This is a genomic window from Variovorax xiamenensis, from assembly GCF_050916385.1.
GTDB lineage: Bacteria > Pseudomonadota > Gammaproteobacteria > Burkholderiales > Burkholderiaceae_C > Variovorax.
In genome coordinates, this window is sequence record NZ_CP139038.1 from 236,871 (window position 1) to 253,657 (window position 16,787).

The following is a 16,787-nucleotide window of genomic DNA, read 5'->3' on the forward strand; positions in this document are numbered from 1 at the left end:
CCCAGGCTTCGCGCACTTCGTGTCGCTTCGCCAACCCCCTCGCCGGGGGCGACACCTGCGGCCCGGCAAAGCCGGTTCCGCGGAGTCCTGCAATCAGACCCCGACGCCCAGCAAGCCTTCCAGCAATTCCTGGTCGGCCGCCAGCGCCGCGCTCGGCCCCGCGTGCACCACCGTGCCGCGCTCCAGCACGATGGCCTTGTGCGTCATCTCCAGCGCGAGCACCGGATGCTGCTCGACCACGATCGAGGCGAGCCCCTCCGATTCGCACAGCCGGCGGATCGCCGCCGCCAGCTCTTCCACGATGATCGGCGCGAGGCCTTCCATCGGCTCGTCGAGCAGCAGCAGTTTCGGGTTGGTCATGAGCGCGCGGCCGATGGCGAGCATCTGCTGTTCGCCGCCCGAGAGCTGGTTGCCGTAGTTGCCGCGCCGCTCGCGCAGGCGCGGGAAGAAGTCGTAGACGCGCTTGAGGTTCCAGCCGCCCAGGCGCGAGATCACCGTGAGGTTCTCCTCGACGGTGAGCGAGGGGAACACCTCGCGCTCCTGCGGCACCCAGCCCAGCCCCGCGCGCACGCGCTGGTGCGAGGGCCAGCGCACGATGTCCGTGCCCTGCCAGCGGATCGCGCCCTGCATCACGCGGGTGTTGCCCATCAGCGTCTCGAGCAGCGTGGTCTTGCCCACGCCGTTGCGCCCGAGGATGGCGAGGCTTTCGCCCTGCTGCAGGGAGAAAGCCAGCCGGTCGAGCACCACGGCGTTGCCATAGCCGGCGGTGACGTTGTCGAAGGCGAGTGCTTCAGGCATGTTGGTCGTGTGGGTGGTGATGGAGGTGCGAACTGCCCAGGTAGACCTCGCGCACGCGCGGGTCGGCGCCGATTTCCGAAGGCGTGCCCTCGGTGAGGATGCGTCCGCCCACCAGCACCGAGATGCGGCGCGCGAAGCGGAAGACCAGCTTCATGTCGTGCTCGATGAAGAGCACGCTGATGTCCTGCGGCAGTGCCGCGATGGCCTCGAACAGCTCGCCGCTCTCGTCCTCCGGCACGCCGGCGGCGGGTTCGTCGAGCAGCAGGATGCGGGGCCTGGCCGCGAGCGCGAGCGCGATCTCGAGCAGCCGCTGCTTGCCGTAGGCCAGCTCGGCCACGGGCACGTCGGCGAGGCTGTCGAGCTTCAGCGTGCCCAGCAGGGCGTGCGCCTCGTCGAACACTGCCGTGCAGCCCTTCAGCGGCCGCCACCAGGTGGCGCCCAGCCCTTCGCGCTCGCTGATCGCCAGCACCACCGACAGCAGCGGCGTGAGGCTGGGGAAGAGCGTGTTGATCTGGAAGGTGCGCGCCAGCCCCATGCGGGCGCGCTTGTCGCCCGGCAGGCGGGTGATGTCGAGCCCGCCCATGTGGATGCTGCCGCTGGTGGGCTTGAGCACGCCGGTCAGCAGGTTGATGAGCGTGGTCTTGCCCGCGCCGTTGGGCCCGATCAGCGCCTGCCGCGCGCCGGGTTCGAGCGAGAGGTTGACGTCGCCCACGGCCTGGAAGGCGCCGAAGCGCACGCCGAGGCCCTGCGTGCGCAGGGAGTGCGTGGTGTTCGTCATCGCGCCTTCCCCGTGCGGACGAAGCGCGAGAGCGCGCCCATGATGCCGCCGCGTCCCAGCATGACGGCCGCGATCAGGAAGATGCCGAGCCAGAACATCCAGTACTGCGGGTTCATGTCCGCGAACCAGTCGTGCACCAGCATGTAGACGATGGCGCCGATCATCCCGCCGTACAGCCGCCCCGTGCCTCCGAGCACCAGGATGATGAGCACCTCGGCCGAGCGGTTGAAGCTGATCGACTCGATGCCGACGAACTGCGTGGTCTGCGCCAGCAATGCTCCGGCTACCCCAGCCACCGCCGCCGAGAAGGCATAGGCCATGCGCAGCCGCGCCTCCACCGGCGAGCCGATGGCCGTCATGCGCTTGCGGCTGTCGTGGATGCCGCGCAGCGCCAGCCCGAAGGGCGAGCGCAGCACCAGCCGCACGAGCAGGAACATCGCGAGCACCACGCCGAAGGCATAGCCGAAGGCGGTCTTGCCGTAGAGGTCGAATTCGAAGAGGCCGAGCACCGGCGCGATGGCCACGCCCTGCAGCCCGTCTGTGCCGCCGGTGATGCCCGAGAGCCGGTTGGCCAGCTCGTACAGCAGCACGCACACGCCGATGGTGATCATCAGCCGCGTGAGGTCGGCGCCGCGCACCACGAGGTAGCTCAGCACGTAGCCCAGCGCGCCGCACACCGCCAGCGCGAACACGAGGCCGCTGAAGGGTTCGCTCCAACCGTATTTCGCGAGCAGGCCGGCCGCATAGGCGCCCGCGCCGAAGAAGGCCGCGTGGCCCACGGTCAGGATGCCCGCGTAGCCCAGCGCCATGTCGAGCGACACGGCGAACAGGCCGAAGATCATGACCTGGCTCATCAGCGTGAGCTTGTCGGGCAGCAGGAAGAAGCTCGACGCGAGCGCGAGCCAGAAGGCGGCTTCGGCGATGCGCATCTGCGCGGGAGAGAGGTTCAGGGCTTTCATGCGAGCCCCTTCTTCGCGACGATGCCGTTCGGCCGCACGAGCAGCATGACGATCATGAAGACGTAGATGAGAAATGCGCCGGTCTCCGGCAGGTAGTACTTGCCCGCCACGTCGACGATGCCGACCAGCAGCGCCGCAATGAAGGGCCCGGTGACGGTGCCCGCGCCGCCCACGCAGACCACCATCAAAAAGTAGACGAGGTACTTGAGCGGGAACGAGGGCTCCAGCCCCAGCATGCCGAGGCTCAGCGCGCCGCCGAGCCCCGCGAGGCCGCAGCCCAGCGAGAAGGTCAGGAAGAAGAGACGCTGCACATGGATGCCGGTGCCGCCGGCCACGCGCTGGTTGTCCACCGCCGCGCGCACCATCGCGCCGTAGCGCGTCTTGCCCAGGCCCAGCAGCAGCGCGGCCAGCACGAGCACGCCGCAGACGATCAGGAACAGGCGGTAGCGGCCCACTTCCAGTCCGGCCAGCGAAACCTGCCCGTCGAGCGCCGGCGGCAGCGTGAAGGGCTGCATCGTCGGGCCGAAGAAGTAGGTGAAGGCGGCGATGGACACGAACACCACGCCGATAGACAGCAGCACCTGGTCGAGCGGATGCGCGCGGTAGAGGCGCCGGTAGAACAGAAACTCCAGCACCGCGCCCGTGACCGCAGCCGCCACGAAGGCGGCCGCCAGCGAGAGCCCGAAGCCCAGCCCGAAGTGGCTCATGAGCACGCTCGCGGCGTAGCCGCCCACCATCGCGAAGCTGCCGTGCGCGAGGTTGACGAAATTCATGAGCCCCATCGTGATGGACAGGCCCACGCCGATGAGGAAGAGGAGCATGCCGTAGGCCACTCCGTCGAAGATCACGATGCCCATGAATTTCCCGCTTGCTGACTCGCTGGCTGAACGATGGATACGAGGGCGCGCCTACTTGGCGGCCGCGCCTTCCTTGGCCGGGTCCTTCACGCGCTCGAACTTGTCGAACTCGACGTTCACCAGCTGGCCGTTCACGCGCTCGGTCTTGCGGATGTAGACGGTCTGCACGATGTCGCGAGTGGCCGGGTCGATCTCCACGGGGCCGCGCGGGCTCTCGAAGCTCAGGCCCTTGAGCGCGTCCATGAACTTGTCGCCGGCGGTGTCGCCCTTGGTCTTGGCCAGCGCGAGGTCGATGGCGGCCATGGCGTCGTAGGCGGTCACGGCGAAGTAGCTCGGGCGCAGCTTGGTGCCGTTGTCGGCGGCGAAGTCCTTCACGAACTTCTGGTTCTTCGGCGAGGGATGCGCGAAGGAGTAGTGATGGCTGGTGACCAGGCCCAGCGCCACGTCGCCGGTGGCGTCGAGGTAGCTGTCGTCGGTGGCCTCGCCGGTGGCGTAGAGCTTGATGCCCGCCTGCTCCATGCCGCGCTCCTTCCACACCTTGAGGAAGGCCGGCGGCATCACGCCCGAGGGGAAGAAGAAGAACACGGCCTGGGGCTTGGCGTCCTTGATGCGCTGCACGTAGGCCGAGAAGTCGGGGTTGTTCATCGGCGTGCGCACCTCGCCCGAGACCTTGCCGCCGCCGGCGGTGAAGGTCTTCTTGAAGGCCGTTTCCGCATCGACGCCCGAGGCGTAGTCGGCGACCACGGTGTAGGCGTCCTTGATGCCTTCCTTGAGCATGTAGCGCGCCATCGGGTCGGTGACCTGCTGCACGGTGAACGACAGGCGCGCCACGTAGGGCGAGCTGGTGGTGATGGCCGACGACGCCGCGTTCATCACGATGGTCGGGATCTTCGCCTGCGTAGCGATGGCGCCCACGGCATACGCGTTGGGGCTGAAGTCCAGGCCGGTGAGCACGCTCACCTTGTCGCGCACGATGAGTTCCTGCGCGATGCGCTTGGCGGCGTCTGGCGCGGGGCCGGCGGTGTCCTTCTTGATGATCTCGACCGTGCGGCCGCCCACCTTGCCGCCGTGCTCCTTCAGGTAGAGCGCGATGCCGGCGTCGAACTGGCGGCCGTAGTCGGCGTAGGGGCCCGAGTAGGTGGCGATGAGGCCGATGCGCAGCGGCTCGCCGGCGGCATGCGCCGGGGCGCCCGCGATGCCGAGGCCGGCCAGCAGCAGGGTCGAGAGGAGAGTTCTCTTGGTCATCGTCATGGAAAAGAGCCTTTCAGGTGGAGTGGATGCGCCCGCTCGGGCGCCGCTGTTGTGTAACCGGGTGCAAACAAGGCGGGCGATGATGCCCGAGGCAGGCGTCAAACCTGCGTATCGGGCACGCGCACCGTGAGGCCATCGAAGGCCGCGGTGATGCTGAGCTGGCAGCTCAGGCGCGAGCCGGGCCTGCGCTCGGACGCCACGGCATCGAGCAGTGCGCTCTCCATGTCGTCGGGCGGCGGCAGCAGGTCGATGAAGGCGTCGTCCACGTAGACGTGGCAGGTGGCGCAGGAACAGCAGCCGCCGCACTCGGCGTCGATGCCGCGCACGTTGCCGCGGATGGCGGTCTCCATCACGCTGGCGCCGACCTTAGCGTCGACCTCGCGCGTGGTGCCGTCCTTGAGGATGTAGTGGATCGTGGGCATGGGTTTCAATGGAAATGGCGGCCGCCGCCGGGCCGCCCCAAGGCGGGCCGCGCCTCCCCCTTGGGGGGTGGAGTTACACGCAGCGAAGCGGAGTGAAAAGCCGGGGGGCTCATGGCTCTAGAACATGTCGAAGTACTCGCGGTGTTCCCACTCGCTGACTTCGAGGTTGAAGCGGGCGATTTCCGCTTCCTTGATGTGGCAGAGGTAGTCGACGAAGGTCTTGCCCATCTGCGCGTTGAGCATCTCGTCGCGGCGCAGGCAGGCGAGGGCGTCGCTCAACGAACGGGGCAGTTGCTCCGCCGGCGTCTCGTACGGCGCGTCGGCCGAGGGGCCTGGGTCGATCCTGTTGCGGATGCCGTCGAGGCCCGAGAAGAGCTGCGACGCCAGGTACAGGTACGGATTGGCCGTCGGCTCGCCCACGCGGTTCTCGATGCGCGTGGCGGACTGGCCCGGGCCGCCGAGCACGCGCAGCATCGCGCCGCGGTTGTCCTTGGCCCAGATCGCGCGGTCGGGCGCGAGCGAGAAGGGGCGGTAGCGCCGGTAGCCGTTGATGGTGGGGCTCGCCAGCGCGGCGGCGCCGCAGGCGTGCGCCTTGAGGCCGCCGAGGTAGTGCATGCCGAGCTCGCTGAGGGGCTGCCCCTCGGCCTCGGGCATGAAGGCGTTGACGCCGTCGCTCTTGCGGCGCAGCGACTGGTGCAGGTGCCAGCCGCTGGACATCACGTTCGGGATCTTCGGCCGGCACATGAAGGTGGCGTGCAGCCCGTTGCGCTGGCAGACCTGCTTGATGGCGCTGCGCAGCAGCACCATGGTGTCGGCGGGCATGACGCCGGCGGTGGGGCCGAAGGTCAGCTCGAACTGGCTGGGGCCGAATTCGATTTCCAGCGAGCGCAGCGGCAGGCCGAGCGCCATGAGCTGCGAGCGCAGCAGCTCCATCAGCCCGTCGACGCGGTCGTAGCGCAGCTCGGTGAGGTACTGGTGGCCGTGCGAGAGCAGCGACACGCGCGGCGGCTCGCCGGGCTGGCCCGAGTCGGCCAGGCCCATGCGCGCGTCGTCGAGCTTGAAAACGTGGAACTCGACCTCGAGGCCGGCGATGAAGTCCAGCCCCAGCTCGTCGAGCTGGTGCACCGCGCGCTGCAGGATCTGGCGCGTGGCGAATGGGCAGGGCTTGCCGTCGGCCATGTAGGCGTCGCACATCACCCAGCCTGTGCGCGGCGACCACGGCAGGACCTTGAAGGTGGAGGGGGCGGCCACGATGGTGAAGTCGGCGCCGCCCTGCAGGCCCTCGACGGCGAAGCCACCGCCCTGGGTGAACACCGGGAACACGGTCTTGTGCGAGGTGTCCTTGGCCAGCAGGGTGGAGGTGAGGTTCACGCCTTCCCAGAGGGCCGAGCGCGCCTCGGCGGCGACCAGCGTCTTGCCGCGCAGGATGCCGTGCTGGTCGGGCCAGGCGAAGCGGACGAGATCGACCTCGCCGCCGTCGATGCGGCGCACCAGTTCCCTGGCCTGCGCGTGCTGGTCTTCGCTCCAGAGGCCGAAGCGGTCGACGAATGTGTGGCTCGTCATGACGTGTGCTCAGGCAGCGGCCAGGCGTGCGGAAGCCCAGTCCGACTTCAGGCGCCGCGCGCGGTCGGCGTCCTGCCAGTAGGCCTCGGTGGAGGCTTCGTCGGCGACGTTGCGGCCGATGCCGTCGATGGAGGGCGGGCCGGTCATGGCGCTGGCCTGCGCGGCGTCGATGATCATCGGCGCGCCTTCGCCGGCCAGCGTGGCCTCGATGGCCTTCACCAGCACGCGGCGGTAGGCAATGATCCCCTTGTCGGTGCTGCCCAGGTGCTCGCGCGTGCGGTCTTGAATGGCGCCCTGCGACTCCACCGCCCACTGGTCGTGCACGTTGATGTCGTCGCCCATGCCGGTGTAGGTCTCGGTGAGCTGCTCCTCGACGCTGTAGCCGTAGTTGTTGCGCTTGTTCTTGCGCGACGTGTAGTCGGGCAGTTCGTAGAGCTTCAGGCGCTGCTCGCGCATCTGCTGCTTGTCGACCGGGCCGGTGAAGCTGGTGAAGATGGCGTACCAGTAGCAGTGCGTGTCGTCCACCGGCACGTGCCACTGCGAGATGGTCATCTCGGCGCTCATCGGAATCACGAAGGCCTGCGGGAACACCACGTTGGTCACGCGCACGTGGGTGGTGTCTTCCGAGAGCTTGCGCAGCGCCTTCAGGCGGAAGCCGTAGTCGGTGGGCTCGACGCTGATGTCGGGCCGGTCGTACTCGCGCAGCACCTTGGTGATGGGCATGTCGGAGTCGGCCGAGGCGCCGCGGAACTGCTTGCCGTAGCTTTCGGAGGTGTCCTCGTCCTCGAAGAAGCGGTGCAGGTACGAGGCGTGCGCCGGGTCGATGCCCACTTCGAGCGCCTGCAGCCAGTTGCACTCGAACAGGCCCTTGAAGGCGAAGGTGTGGCTGTCGGGCGCGACGAAGCAGTCGAACTCGGGGAAGGCGGGGGGCTCGCCCTCGCCGATGTAGGCGAAGACCACGCCGCTCTTTTCGACCACCGGATAGGCCGACTGCTTGATGCGGCTGCACAGCTTGCTGGTGGCGGGCTCGGCGGGGGTCTCGAGGCAGTTGCCCTTGGCGTCGAACAGCCAGCCGTGGAAGGCGCAGCGCAGGCCGCCGTTTTCGAGTCGGCCGAAGGCGAGGTCGGCGCCGCGGTGCGGGCAGTCGCGGTCGAGCATGCCGAGCTGGCCGCTCTCGTCGCGGAACAGGACGAAGTCCTGCCCCATGAGCTTCACGGGCTTGACCGGGCGCGGGCCGGCCAGCTCGTCGACCAGGGCCACCGGCTGCCAGTAGCGGCGCAGCAGCTTGCCGGCGGGGGCGCCGGGTCCGACGCGGGTGATGAAATCGTTCTGCTCTGCGCTGATCATCGTGCGGGCTCCATCGTGGGGACTGTGGAAAGAGGCTTGCAGCTATTGCATGCAACTGTATGCATTCTCTTGGTGAACCTCGATCCGGGTCAAACTTTCATCTCCGGTTTTGCCCCAATCTGGGGCTTGGAACGGGAGAAATCAGGGTAAATGCTGAGCGTATCGTCAGTTTTTGACACTTGTTGCGACGTTGTGCATGCAACAACCGAGCCAGCGTAAATACGCTGCGTGCAATGGCGGCGTCGTCTCCTAGAATTCGCCGATGGACTCCCAACAATCCCGCGTGCTCGTGCAACTGCGCGACATGATCCTCAAGGGCGAATTCGGGCCCGGAGAGCGGCTGGCCGAGATCCCGCTGGCCGAGAAGCTCGAGGCTTCGCGCACCCCGGTGCGGCTGGCGCTGGCCAGCCTGGAGCACGAAGGGCTGATCGAGCAGTCGCCCAGCGGCGGCTACCAGATGCGCCGCTTCACCTCGCAGGAAGTGGCCGACGCCATCCGCGTGCGCGGCGTGATCGAAGGCTTCGCCGCGCGCCTGCTGGCCGAGGACGGTGCGTCCCGCCAGCTGCTGCGCGACCTGAAGGAATGCCTGGAAGACGGCGACCGCGCCGTCAACAAGCCCAGCATGGAACTCGACGACTACGCGGCCTACGTCGAGATGAACGACCGCTTCCACAAGCTGATCATCGAAGGCTGCGGCAACCTCGCGCTCAAGCGCGTGATGGACATGCTCGGCGGCCAGCCCTTCGCCGCCCCGAGTGCGATGCTGCCGATGCAGTCGTCGATGGAAGAGGGCCAGCAGTGGATGCGCCAGGCGCACCGCACCCACCATGCGATGGTGCAGGCCATCGAGCGCGGGCAGGGCTCGCGGGCGCAGGCGCTGGGCGAGGAGCACGTCGAGATCGCGCGCATGAACCTCGACTACGCGCTGGAGCGGCCCGAGCTGGCGGCCGAACTGATGCCGGGCATCAAGCTGGTGTCCAAGGGGCGCGGCGGGGCCTGAGCCGGGTCGGGCAACCGGTCGGTCTGCAATAGACTGGTCGGTCTTTTTGCGCGCACTGCGTCTGCCTGGCGACGGTCGTGACTAGAATTCCGGCCATATGAGCGCCACCGCCCCCGCCAAGATCTCGTTCAAGGAGCAGATGCTGCAGGCCCGCGAAGAGGCCATCGTGCAGACCGCCAACCGCCTCCTTGCCGAAAAAGGCTTCGAATCGATGACGGTCGACGAGGTCGCCGCCGCCGTCGGCATCGCCAAGGCCAGTCTCTACAAGCATTTCCCGAGCAAGGAAGACCTGGCGGCAGCCGCGATGGTGCGCATCATGCAGCGCACGCTCGATTTCCTGGCCTCGCTGCCGGCCGACGACAAGCCTGTCGCCAAGCTGCGCGCCGTGGTGCGCTGGGCGATGGAAGTGCAGCTTGCCGGCGAGATGCCCCTGCTGCCGCACCAGAACTCCAGCCTGCGCGCCGCGCTGATGAACAACCGCGGCTACCTCGACCGCCTCGTGACCATCAGCGACCGGCTCGGCGGCTGGATCCAGGCCGCGCAGGCCGATGGATCGCTCAACCCGAAGCTGCCGGCGATCGCCGTGCTCTACACGCTGTTCGCGCGCGCCTGCGATCCGGTGCTCGGTTTCCTGAAGGCCGGCGGGCAGCAGAGCGACGAGCAGATCGTCGAACTGGTGCTGGCCACCTGCTTCGACGGACTGGCTACGCGCTGATCCGCGACGGCTTCGCCGCTCAGCTGCTGCTGAGCGCGCGCCGAGGCGTCACCACAGCTTCCACCGCCGCGCCGACCGCCAGCAGCCGGTGATCGGTGTTGCCGATGCTGGCGAGCATCAGCCCGACGGGCGCCGTGCCCGCGTCGTGGCAGGGCACCGAGAGCGCGCAGCCGTCGAACAGGTTCACCACCGAGGGGTTGCGCAGCATGCGGGCGTTGATGCGGTAGTAGGTGTCGTCGTCCTTCAGCACCTCGGCGATCGGCGGCGCGATGTCGGGCGTGGTGGGCATCAGCATCGCGTCGTAGCCGATGGCGGCCGTGTTGATCGAGCGGATGAACTGGCGGCGCAGCGCCTGCAGCTGCAGGTAATCGGGCGCGGTGATGGTTTCGCCGGTCTTGATGCGGGCCAGCACGCGCGGGTCGTACTTGGCCGCGCCGGTCTTGATGAATTCGCGGTGCCACGTGAAGGCTTCGGCCGCAGTGATCATGCCGCGCGGGTTGATGGTCGGCGCCTTCGCGAACTCGGCCATCGGCAGCTCGGTGATCGTGGCGCCCGCGGCCGAGAGCTTGGCCAGCGCCGATGCGAAGGCGGCGGCGACGGGCGGCGACAGCTCGTCCTGGAAGAAGGTCTTGGGCACCGCGAAGCGCAGGCCGCGCATCGGCAGCACGCGCAGCGGGCGCTGCAGCTCGGCGGCCAACACGGCGTCGAGCAGTGCGCAGTCTTCCACCGTCCATGCCATCGGCCCGGCCGAATCGAAGGAGGTCGACAGCGGCAGCACGCCGTCGAGCGGAATGCGCCGCTGCGTCGGTTTGAAACCCACCAGCCCGTTGAGGGCCGCCGGGATGCGCAGCGAGCCGCCGGTGTCGGTGCCGATGGCGCCGGCGGCCATGCCGTCGGTCAGCGAGATCGCGCCGCCCGAGGTCGAGCCGCCGGGAATGCGGCCCGTTGCGCGGTCGTAGACGTTCTTCGGCGTGCCGTAGTGCGGGTTGATGCCCAGGCCGGTGTAGGCGAACTCGACCGTGTTGGAGCGCCCGATGACGATCGCGCCGGCGCGCCGCAGCCGCTCGACCACGATGGCATCGCGCGTTGCGGGCGGCTGGCCTGCAAGCACCATCGAGCCGCCGAGCGTGGTGACGCCGGTCTCGTCGAACAGGTCTTTCAGGGAGATCGGGATGCCGGCGATGGGCGAAGCGGCGGGGCGGCCGCTCTTGCGTTCGGTGTCGAGCCGCGCGGCGGCGGCGCGGGCCGAATCGGCATGCACGCGGATGAAGGTGCGCGTGCCTTCGCCGGCGGGGTTCTGGATGGCGGCCAGCGCTTCTTCCACCAGCTGGCTGCTGCTGAGACTGCCGGCCGCGAGGCGGCGCGACATCTCGGCCATCGAGAGCTGGCCCATGGCCCTGCCGCCGGCCGCTTCGCCCGGTTTCTGGGCGAAAGCCCGCGGCCAGAAGGAGAACAGACCGGTGGCCGCGGCTGCGCCGGCGGCCTGCTGCAGGAAGTTGCGTCGTCTTTGTTGTTTCTGCTGCTGCGTCATGGCGCGCTCCCCCATCGGTCGGATGGAATCGGACCAGTCTACACAGCCGCGGCGGCGAACGCGTTGCCGGCCGTTACCGCGCGGCGGGCACCTCGATCAGCAGTTGGGGCTTGTAGCCTTCCTGTTCGCCGTTACGGGCGTAGCCCAGCGGGTTGGCGACCACGCGGCAGCCGTTCTTCACGTAGTCGGACGGGCAGTGGAGGTGGCCGTGCAGCCAGAGCTGTGCGTGGGGCAGCAACTCGTCGAGGGCGTTGCAAAAACCTGCTGTGCCGGGTGTCAGTCCGTAGCGGGGATCGCCGCTCTCGAGGCTGGGGGCGAAGTGGGTGATGGCGACCGTGGTGCCGTCGAACGGCTCGGCCAGCGCCTGTTTGAGCCAGGTCTGGCAGGCCAGTGCCTGGTCGCGCAGCTGTGCGGCGAGGAAGAGTTCGCCGTTACGCATGGTGGCCGCTTTTTCAAGATAGAAATCGGCGGCGCGCATGGCCTTGCCGCGCTTCTTGAGCGCCTCGGCGAGGCTGTCGGTCGGTTCGGCGAGCGCGTCGAAGTCGGCCCAGAGGGTTGTGCCGATGAAGCGGATGCCCTCGATCACCCGGGTTTCGCGTTCGAGCCAGATGATGTCGAGCTCGTCGCAAAGCGCGCGCAGGCGCTGGTGGGTCTCGTCGAAATCGACGCTGTCGTACTCGTGGTTGCCCGGTACGTAGATCACCGGCACGGGCCAGCCCTTGCGGGGCGAGAAGCGGCCCAGGCCGAAATCGGTGTCGGTCAGCCGGGAACCTTGCTGGTAGGAGCCGATGTCGCCCGCCAGGATCAGCATGTCGGCGCCGGGCAGCGGCTCGGCGCGGAAATGGGGGTGGGACTCCAGGTGCAGGTCGGAAAGCAGTTGCAGCTTCATCGTCGGGCCAGTCTAGGTGAATTGCCCCATGCATGACGTGCATAAGGTTTGGCTTGATCTTCTAGGGTTAACCCTTATTCTTGGAACATCAACCACTCCAGCGCAGCTACGAGCCGCGCACCATCATGTTCAGCCTCATCGCCCAAGTGGCCCGTTTCTTCCGTTCTTCCAGCGTCAATGCCCCGGCCAGCCACGCCGCCGCACTGATGGAAAGCGCCGACATGCGCGCCGGCCGCGGTGCTCATCACGCCCAGGAACTGCGCGCCGCAGCCAGCGCCTGGCTCAGCGTCGTCCGCTGATCGAACATATATAGAGCAAGCAGGTCAGCCGGGCACCTTCTGTCCGAGGACCGACCCGGCGAAGGCCGCGGCTGCCGAGCGCAGCAACGCATTGCGCAGCCATTCATGAGAATGCCCGTGCTGGGCGCGCCGGTGCCAGATGGCATCCACGTGCACCGGCGGCTGGTCGAATGGCAGGTCGCGCAGCACCAATTGATCGTCGATGCCGGTCACGGTCACGAAGTGGCGGGGCAGCACGGTCAGCAGATCCGAATTGGCGACCACCCGTCCTGCGGTGAAGAACTGGTTCACCGTCACCACGATGCGCCGCTCGCGGCCCATGGCGCCCAGCGTCTGGTCGATGAAGCCATAGGGCCGGCCCGAAAAACTCACCAGCAGGTGCCGGGCGGCGCAGTAGTCGTCGAGCGTCAGGGGCGCATTCGCCAGCGGATGGCCGCGCCGCATCACGCACACATATTGGCCCAGATAGAGCCGCTGGGTCTCGAACGGCACCCCCACACCCGATTGCCCGCGCGCCGCGAGGCTCGCGATCACCGCCGGGAAGTAGCCGATGGCCATGTCGACTTCTTCCTGTTCGAGCATGCGGCGCGGGTCTCGCGTGGTCAGCGGCAGCACGCGCAGGGAAATGGCCGGGGCTTCTCTTTCGGCGATCTGCACCAGGCCTGGGATGAGCTCGGCTGCAGTGGCGTCGGCCATTGCCAGCAGGAAGGTGGTGTCGGCGGTGCCCGCATCGAATTCGCCCGGGGCCAGGGTGTGCTGCAACTGGCGCAGGGCCTCGCGCACTGTTGGCCAGAGCGCGAGCGCTCTAGGGGTGGGCTCCACGCCTGCGCCCGAGCGGCGCACCAGTTCATCTCCCAGGACTTCGCGCAGGCGCCGGAGCGCATTGCTCACCGCGGGCTGGGTGATCGACAGGTTGCGGGCGGCGCGCGTGAGGTTGCGCTCGGCCATCACCTCGTCGAAGACGCGGAGCAGGTTGAGGTCGAGCGTGCGAAAGTTGACGTCCATCAGTCTTGTGAATGATAAACATCAGAAAGATAAAGTGGATAAACACTGGGGTAATCCCTAATATCACCCCCATCGGCCTTGTTCGCCACCACTGATTACCACTGTCCCAGGAGGGATGCATCATGACCAGCTTCGTTCACGTTGACCAACCTACTGTCCACCCCGGCGTGCGTCGCGCCGAAGTACTGTTCGGCCAGATCCAGGCCGCCCGCGCCGGTGCCAATGGCGCCCGCCCGCTCATTGCCCTGTTGATCGTTGCTATCGCAGCAGCGGTGCTGGTGGTGACCGAGTCGCTCGTTTCCAACTGGAACGAAGGCGGCCTGCTCGCTGCCTGGACGGTGTTCTGCATTGCAGCCATCGCCTTGTTCGCGCTGTTCGCTGGTTCGGTTCGTCAGAGCAGCCTTGCTGCCGCATGGCGCGCAGCTGCGGAACGTCGCGCCGCTGCGCGTGCGGATGCCCGCTTCCTCGCAACCGCGCAGAGCGACCCGCGCGTGATGCAAGAGCTGCAGGCCGCAATGTGGCGTCAGCAGGCCGAAGGCACTGTGCCTGCGGCTGACGCAGCGAAGATCGATGCACTGGCTCGCATGAGTGCCCGCTCGCAGGAAGTGCGCATGCCCACGCTGTACGAAGCGATGCGCCGCATGAACAGCTCGCGCTACTACTAAGCAGCAGCGCTCCGCTGAATGAAGAAGCCGCCTTCGGGCGGCTTTCTTCATTTATGAGGGAAGGGGTAGAGCCTTCGTGCAAAAAAGTGGGCGTGAGTAGACGGGGCCTCAAAATCTGTCATATACTCGTGGGCTTCGCTGCTGAATGCCTCTGGTGTTCAGGTCCAGTCGGTCTCTTCGGGGTTGGTTGGATGGGCTGAAGAAAAAGTCTTCGAAAGTTGACGCGGTTTGAAAAAACGGTGCATAATCGAAGGCTTCGCTGAAACGAACTGCTTCAGCAACTTGCAATGAAAGTTGCGGGTTGCGAAAGAAGTTGGTCGATGCGAAAAGCCAAAATAGTTTGGTGAGATTTGAAAAAATCGTGCTAGACTGCAAGGCTCCGCTGAAATGACTTCGGCGGCTGACAATGAAAATTGTGAGCTGCGGATAACGAAGAAATAGAAAGCGAAAAAAAGTTTGGCGATTCTTTAAAAATCGTGCTAGACTACAAGGCTTCGCTGATCGCAGCAAGCAAACGAAGTAAACGACAAGTTGCTTCGGTGATCGTTAAAAAATTACAGCCGATAAGCGTGGGCGTTTGAAGGTAATTGCACAAGTTCTTCGGAACAAGTCGCAAGACTTAAAACGCTCATGAGAATAGAAGTGAAGTTCACTTCAATTCCGTTTTTGTGAGTTTTGCTCCATCGCGAGATGGGGCGCAAAAATCAAGATCGAACTATAGAGTTTGATCCTGGCTCAGATTGAACGCTGGCGGCATGCCTTACACATGCAAGTCGAACGGCAGCGCGGGAGCAATCCTGGCGGCGAGTGGCGAACGGGTGAGTAATACATCGGAACGTGCCCAATCGTGGGGGATAACGCAGCGAAAGCTGTGCTAATACCGCATACGATCTACGGATGAAAGCAGGGGATCGCAAGACCTTGCGCGAATGGAGCGGCCGATGGCAGATTAGGTAGTTGGTGAGGTAAAGGCTCACCAAGCCTTCGATCTGTAGCTGGTCTGAGAGGACGACCAGCCACACTGGGACTGAGACACGGCCCAGACTCCTACGGGAGGCAGCAGTGGGGAATTTTGGACAATGGGCGCAAGCCTGATCCAGCCATGCCGCGTGCAGGATGAAGGCCTTCGGGTTGTAAACTGCTTTTGTACGGAACGAAACGGCCTTTTCTAATAAAGAGGGCTAATGACGGTACCGTAAGAATAAGCACCGGCTAACTACGTGCCAGCAGCCGCGGTAATACGTAGGGTGCAAGCGTTAATCGGAATTACTGGGCGTAAAGCGTGCGCAGGCGGTGATGTAAGACAGTTGTGAAATCCCCGGGCTCAACCTGGGAACTGCATCTGTGACTGCATTGCTGGAGTACGGCAGAGGGGGATGGAATTCCGCGTGTAGCAGTGAAATGCGTAGATATGCGGAGGAACACCGATGGCGAAGGCAATCCCCTGGGCCTGTACTGACGCTCATGCACGAAAGCGTGGGGAGCAAACAGGATTAGATACCCTGGTAGTCCACGCCCTAAACGATGTCAACTGGTTGTTGGGTCTTCACTGACTCAGTAACGAAGCTAACGCGTGAAGTTGACCGCCTGGGGAGTACGGCCGCAAGGTTGAAACTCAAAGGAATTGACGGGGACCCGCACAAGCGGTGGATGATGTGGTTTAATTCGATGCAACGCGAAAAACCTTACCCACCTTTGACATGTACGGAATTTGCCAGAGATGGCTTAGTGCTCGAAAGAGAGCCGTAACACAGGTGCTGCATGGCTGTCGTCAGCTCGTGTCGTGAGATGTTGGGTTAAGTCCCGCAACGAGCGCAACCCTTGTCATTAGTTGCTACATTCAGTTGGGCACTCTAATGAGACTGCCGGTGACAAACCGGAGGAAGGTGGGGATGACGTCAAGTCCTCATGGCCCTTATAGGTGGGGCTACACACGTCATACAATGGCTGGTACAAAGGGTTGCCAACCCGCGAGGGGGAGCTAATCCCATAAAACCAGTCGTAGTCCGGATCGCAGTCTGCAACTCGACTGCGTGAAGTCGGAATCGCTAGTAATCGTGGATCAGAATGTCACGGTGAATACGTTCCCGGGTCTTGTACACACCGCCCGTCACACCATGGGAGCGGGTTCTGCCAGAAGTAGTTAGCTTAACCGCAAGGAGGGCGATTACCACGGCAGGGTTCGTGACTGGGGTGAAGTCGTAACAAGGTAGCCGTATCGGAAGGTGCGGCTGGATCACCTCCTTTCTGGAAACAGGCAATTTAATTTAAACGCCCACACTTATCGGTTGTTGGAAGAAGTCGGTTGTCTTCATGTGAAGATAATTGGCGAATGGGTCTGTAGCTCAGCTGGTTAGAGCACCGTCTTGATAAGGCGGGGGTCGTTGGTTCGAGCCCAACTAGACCCACCAAATCTTCTGATATCTCGTGTGAGAGTTTGAGGGGGATTAGCTCAGCTGGGAGAGCACCTGCTTTGCAAGCAGGGGGTCGTCGGTTCGATCCCGTCATCCTCCACCAACAACTCGATGCTTATTCAACACCAAAGCAGCTTCTTGCGAAAGCATGAGGCTTCTTTGTTGTTGATCAGGATCTCTTGATCAATCGGCTGTTCTTTAAAAATTCATAGAGTCGAATCAGCGTTGCTGATGGAAACTGCACATTCGTAAAGGTTTAGTGCAGACCGTGCCATCAGCAACATAGAATTTTTG

General features: G+C 65.2%; 15 protein-coding genes, 2 tRNA genes and 1 rRNA gene. 7 read left to right on the plus strand and 11 right to left on the minus strand.

Annotated features, from left to right (window positions below):
* Nucleotides 1-93 precede the first annotated feature (93 nt).
* The 8 genes from SFB74_RS01045 to SFB74_RS01080 form a co-directional block, all read right to left on the minus strand.
* Nucleotides 94-798, minus strand: coding sequence for an ABC transporter ATP-binding protein (locus SFB74_RS01045; protein WP_432728819.1), 705 nt, complete (start codon nt 796-798; stop codon nt 94-96).
* Complete coding sequence (locus SFB74_RS01050; protein ID WP_432728820.1) at nt 791-1,576, minus strand: ABC transporter ATP-binding protein; 786 nt, start codon at nt 1,574-1,576, stop codon at nt 791-793. Before SFB74_RS01050 ends, SFB74_RS01045 begins: the two co-directional genes overlap by 8 nt.
* Nucleotides 1,573-2,535 carry a branched-chain amino acid ABC transporter permease gene (locus tag SFB74_RS01055; RefSeq protein WP_432728821.1) on the minus strand — a complete coding sequence of 321 codons (963 nt, stop codon included), beginning with the start codon at nt 2,533-2,535 and terminating at the stop codon, nt 1,573-1,575. The genes SFB74_RS01050 and SFB74_RS01055 overlap by 4 nt, the downstream gene beginning before the upstream one ends.
* Nucleotides 2,532-3,392 (minus strand): branched-chain amino acid ABC transporter permease, encoded by an 861-nt coding sequence (locus SFB74_RS01060; RefSeq protein ID WP_432728822.1) that lies wholly within the window; start codon nt 3,390-3,392, stop codon nt 2,532-2,534. The genes SFB74_RS01055 and SFB74_RS01060 overlap by 4 nt, the downstream gene beginning before the upstream one ends.
* 51 nt (nt 3,393-3,443) lie before the next feature.
* Entirely contained in the window at nt 3,444-4,643 is a 1,200-nt protein-coding gene (locus SFB74_RS01065) for an ABC transporter substrate-binding protein (RefSeq protein ID WP_432728823.1), read from the minus strand.
* 98 nt (nt 4,644-4,741) lie between these two features.
* On the minus strand, nt 4,742-5,065 hold the full coding sequence (locus tag SFB74_RS01070) for a 2Fe-2S iron-sulfur cluster-binding protein (protein ID WP_126472594.1): 324 nt from the start codon (nt 5,063-5,065) through the stop codon (nt 4,742-4,744).
* A 117-nt stretch (nt 5,066-5,182) separates the two neighbouring features.
* Entirely contained in the window at nt 5,183-6,628 is a 1,446-nt protein-coding gene (locus SFB74_RS01075; RefSeq protein ID WP_432728824.1) for a glutamine synthetase family protein, read from the minus strand.
* A 9-nt stretch (nt 6,629-6,637) separates the two neighbouring features.
* Nucleotides 6,638-7,975 carry a Rieske 2Fe-2S domain-containing protein gene (locus SFB74_RS01080; protein ID WP_432728825.1) on the minus strand — a complete coding sequence of 446 codons (1,338 nt, stop codon included), beginning with the start codon at nt 7,973-7,975 and terminating at the stop codon, nt 6,638-6,640.
* A 262-nt stretch (nt 7,976-8,237) separates the two neighbouring features.
* On the opposite strand from SFB74_RS01080, the gene SFB74_RS01085 reads away from it, so the two are divergent.
* Nucleotides 8,238-8,975, plus strand: coding sequence for a GntR family transcriptional regulator (locus SFB74_RS01085; RefSeq protein WP_432728826.1), 738 nt, complete (start codon nt 8,238-8,240; stop codon nt 8,973-8,975).
* Nucleotides 8,976-9,072: 97 nt separating this feature from the next.
* Entirely contained in the window at nt 9,073-9,690 is a 618-nt protein-coding gene (locus SFB74_RS01090; protein ID WP_432728827.1) for a TetR/AcrR family transcriptional regulator, read from the plus strand.
* Nucleotides 9,691-9,709: 19 nt separating this feature from the next.
* Here the strand turns inward: SFB74_RS01090 and SFB74_RS01095 are convergent, their stop codons facing one another.
* Both SFB74_RS01095 and SFB74_RS01100 read right to left on the minus strand, forming a co-directional pair.
* Nucleotides 9,710-11,221, minus strand: a complete 1,512-nt coding sequence (locus tag SFB74_RS01095; RefSeq protein ID WP_432728828.1) for an amidase — start codon at nt 11,219-11,221, stop codon at nt 9,710-9,712.
* 73 nt (nt 11,222-11,294) lie between these two features.
* Entirely contained in the window at nt 11,295-12,110 is an 816-nt protein-coding gene (locus SFB74_RS01100) for a metallophosphoesterase (RefSeq protein WP_432728829.1), read from the minus strand.
* A gap of 125 nt (nt 12,111-12,235) precedes the next feature.
* On the opposite strand from SFB74_RS01100, the gene SFB74_RS01105 reads away from it, so the two are divergent.
* Nucleotides 12,236-12,409, plus strand: a complete 174-nt coding sequence (locus SFB74_RS01105; RefSeq protein ID WP_177213568.1) for a hypothetical protein — start codon at nt 12,236-12,238, stop codon at nt 12,407-12,409.
* A 24-nt stretch (nt 12,410-12,433) separates the two neighbouring features.
* Here the strand turns inward: SFB74_RS01105 and SFB74_RS01110 are convergent, their stop codons facing one another.
* A complete protein-coding gene (locus SFB74_RS01110) occupies nt 12,434-13,414 on the minus strand; it encodes a LysR family transcriptional regulator (RefSeq protein WP_432728830.1) in 981 nt (326 codons plus the stop codon).
* A gap of 122 nt (nt 13,415-13,536) precedes the next feature.
* Between SFB74_RS01110 and SFB74_RS01115 the strand changes: the two genes are divergently transcribed.
* From SFB74_RS01115 to SFB74_RS01130, 4 genes are all read left to right on the plus strand, one after another.
* Nucleotides 13,537-14,079 (plus strand): hypothetical protein, encoded by a 543-nt coding sequence (locus SFB74_RS01115; RefSeq protein WP_432728831.1) that lies wholly within the window; start codon nt 13,537-13,539, stop codon nt 14,077-14,079.
* Nucleotides 14,080-14,791: 712 nt separating this feature from the next.
* Nucleotides 14,792-16,326: ribosomal RNA gene (locus SFB74_RS01120) — 16S ribosomal RNA — on the plus strand.
* 87 nt (nt 16,327-16,413) lie between these two features.
* A tRNA-Ile gene (locus SFB74_RS01125) sits at nt 16,414-16,490 on the plus strand.
* Between the two features lie 30 nt (nt 16,491-16,520).
* Nucleotides 16,521-16,596: transfer RNA gene (locus tag SFB74_RS01130), tRNA-Ala, on the plus strand.
* The last annotated feature ends 191 nt before the right edge of the window (nt 16,597-16,787 follow it).

Coding starts and splice junctions, on each gene's coding strand:
- SFB74_RS01045 (WP_432728819.1), bottom strand. CDS start 798: ATGCCTGAAGCACTCGCCTTCGACAACGTCACCGCCGGCTATGGCAAC.
- SFB74_RS01050 (WP_432728820.1), bottom strand. CDS start 1,576: ATGACGAACACCACGCACTCCCTGCGCACGCAGGGCCTCGGCGTGCGC.
- SFB74_RS01055 (WP_432728821.1), bottom strand. CDS start 2,535: ATGAAAGCCCTGAACCTCTCTCCCGCGCAGATGCGCATCGCCGAAGCC.
- SFB74_RS01060 (WP_432728822.1), bottom strand. CDS start 3,392: ATGGGCATCGTGATCTTCGACGGAGTGGCCTACGGCATGCTCCTCTTC.
- SFB74_RS01065 (WP_432728823.1), bottom strand. CDS start 4,643: ATGACGATGACCAAGAGAACTCTCCTCTCGACCCTGCTGCTGGCCGGC.
- SFB74_RS01070 (WP_126472594.1), bottom strand. CDS start 5,065: ATGCCCACGATCCACTACATCCTCAAGGACGGCACCACGCGCGAGGTC.
- SFB74_RS01075 (WP_432728824.1), bottom strand. CDS start 6,628: ATGACGAGCCACACATTCGTCGACCGCTTCGGCCTCTGGAGCGAAGAC.
- SFB74_RS01080 (WP_432728825.1), bottom strand. CDS start 7,975: ATGATCAGCGCAGAGCAGAACGATTTCATCACCCGCGTCGGACCCGGC.
- SFB74_RS01085 (WP_432728826.1), top strand. CDS start 8,238: ATGGACTCCCAACAATCCCGCGTGCTCGTGCAACTGCGCGACATGATC.
- SFB74_RS01090 (WP_432728827.1), top strand. CDS start 9,073: ATGAGCGCCACCGCCCCCGCCAAGATCTCGTTCAAGGAGCAGATGCTG.
- SFB74_RS01095 (WP_432728828.1), bottom strand. CDS start 11,221: ATGACGCAGCAGCAGAAACAACAAAGACGACGCAACTTCCTGCAGCAG.
- SFB74_RS01100 (WP_432728829.1), bottom strand. CDS start 12,110: ATGAAGCTGCAACTGCTTTCCGACCTGCACCTGGAGTCCCACCCCCAT.
- SFB74_RS01105 (WP_177213568.1), top strand. CDS start 12,236: ATGTTCAGCCTCATCGCCCAAGTGGCCCGTTTCTTCCGTTCTTCCAGC.
- SFB74_RS01110 (WP_432728830.1), bottom strand. CDS start 13,414: ATGGACGTCAACTTTCGCACGCTCGACCTCAACCTGCTCCGCGTCTTC.
- SFB74_RS01115 (WP_432728831.1), top strand. CDS start 13,537: ATGACCAGCTTCGTTCACGTTGACCAACCTACTGTCCACCCCGGCGTG.